This is a genomic window from Caballeronia terrestris, assembly GCF_001544515.1.
Classification (GTDB): domain Bacteria; phylum Pseudomonadota; class Gammaproteobacteria; order Burkholderiales; family Burkholderiaceae; genus Caballeronia; species Caballeronia terrestris.
This window is the reverse complement of the sequence record NZ_FCOL02000310.1, coordinates 1-2,025: the sequence shown is the minus strand read 5'-3', so window position 1 is coordinate 2,025 and position 2,025 is coordinate 1. Positions and strand designations below refer to the sequence as shown.

The 2,025-nt window shown below is 61.5% G+C and carries 2 protein-coding genes; one reads left to right on the top strand and one right to left on the bottom strand.

Features of this window, described 5'->3' with window-relative positions; translation table 11 throughout:
* The coding region (locus AWB67_RS36915) for a molybdopterin cofactor-binding domain-containing protein (protein ID WP_143328486.1) at window positions 1-560 on the top strand (560 nt) is incomplete at its 5' end.
* 615 nt (window positions 561-1,175) lie between these two features.
* Here the strand turns inward: AWB67_RS36915 and AWB67_RS36905 are convergent.
* On the bottom strand, window positions 1,176-2,025 hold an 850-nt coding region (locus AWB67_RS36905), incomplete at its 5' end, for a flavin reductase family protein (protein WP_143328485.1).

Here is a 2,025-nt window from a genome sequence, read left to right as displayed (position 1 = left end):
AAATCCGCGCGGGGGAGCGCAGCATACCGATCGGCGTAGTGGCGGGCGCGAGCGGGGTTGTCGCGGAGGATTCCATCGAATTTGGCGACCTGAGCAAGAAGTATCAGCAATCGACTTTCGGCGCGCATTTCGTGGAAGTCGGCGTCGATGCCGCGACTTGCGAAATCCGCGTGCGGCGCATGCTCGCGGTGTGCGCGGCCGGCCGCATCCTGAATCCGAAGTCAGCGCGCAGCCAGGTGATCGGCGCGATGACGATGGGCGTCGGCGCGGCGCTGATGGAAGAACTCGCGGTCGATCGGCGTATCGGCTATTTCGTCAACCACGATCTGGCCGGTTATGAGGTACCGGTGCATGCCGATATCGCGAGCCAGGAGGTCATCTTTCTCGATGAGACCGATCCGATTTCCTCGCCGATGAAGGCGAAGGGAGTCGGCGAACTCGGGATTTGCGGCGTGGGCGCGGCGATCGCCAACGCGGTCTACAACGCGACGGGCGTGCGGGTACGCGATTATCCGGTCACGCTCGACAAGCTGATTGCGAAGATGCCTGTGTTGACCTGATTCGAATCTACGCGTGAATCGGATGGCTGGTCAGTGAGAGGGTGGAATTAGATTCGTGTAAACGGTCATTTGGCAGGAGACTGCCCGTAACAGGAGCGACGAAGACCGTAGCCAAGCGCAACAAACGTGCGAAACCCGATCCTGAGCTCGTCAAGCTGGCCGACAACCTGCTGGCGAATTACCAGGAACCCGAGGACCTGATTGGCGAGAATGGCCTGCTCACTTCGTCACGGCGATGCCGATGTCTCGCCAGTCCGCTCTCCTTGCGCTTAAGCGCGTGACTCGCGCTCGATGAGATCGCCTGGCGCACAACGCAGCGTTGCCCTCTATCGACAGCGAGCCTTGCTAGCGGACGACGCGGATGGCCGGCTAGCCGCTTATTCAGCGGCCGCGTAGACAGACTGCGCGTAGTTGCCTTGCCAGATCGGCGACATAGCGGGCTCGAGCACATTCCAGATGCCTCTCGCCTGATCCATTTCCGTTCCAGCGCCGCATTCACAAGCTCGACGCAAGTCCCCCGAGCAAAATTACTGGAATGAGCCAATAACCCTTCATCACACTCTCCTGACGATAAATCACCGTTTAGCCTCTGCGCCGCTCGTTCACCTCGCGGCGCTACAGATCCAGAACAAGATCGGAGGTGGGCTTGCTGCAACACATCAGTCGAAGACCTTTATCGATCTCACGCGGACGGATGCCGCCGTTGTGCTTCATCTCGACAGTGCCTTCGAGCACCGTGGTCTTGCACGTGCCGCAAATGCCCTGGCTGCACGACGAAGGCAAGGGCACGCCGGCCTTGCGCGCGGCCGCGAGCACGGTCTGCGACGGTTCCATCGTGAAGGTCGCTCCCGAACGCGCGAAACGCACGGTAAAGCAGGTTTGCGTGCTTGCCTCCTGTTCCGGCGCTGCTTCGACGACTTCGACCGTCTCCGCGAAGTTGAAGCTTTCCTGGTGATATCGCGCGGGATCGTGGTTTCCGTCGAGAAGCAGTCTCCGAACCCCATCCATGTAACCCGCGGGACCGCAGACGAACACCTCACGTTCCCGATAGTCCGGCACGCGCGCTCTCAACAGACCGAGACTCAAGCGTCCTATCGGACCTTGCCAGTCCGCCTGCTCGCCTTGCGCTTCGCAGACGAAAATCACGCGAAACGCGCTAGACGCCTGCGCGAGCGCGTCGAGCTCCGTTTCGAAGATGATGTCTTCAGGCGTTCGCGCGCTGTGGACGAACACCACATCGCGATGCTGTCCGAGGTCGAAGGCCGCACGCGTCATTGCCATCAAGGGTGTGACGCCCGAGCCTGCCGAGAGATAGAGCACCTTTCGCGCCGGCCCGGCCGACGGTGTGAACGCACCCGCAGGGCCGAACGCGGACAGCGTCCTCCCTTGGATCATGTTGGCGTGCAGCCAGTTCGACATCACGCCGCCCGGCGTGCGCTTGACGGTGATCGACAGCGTGTAGGGA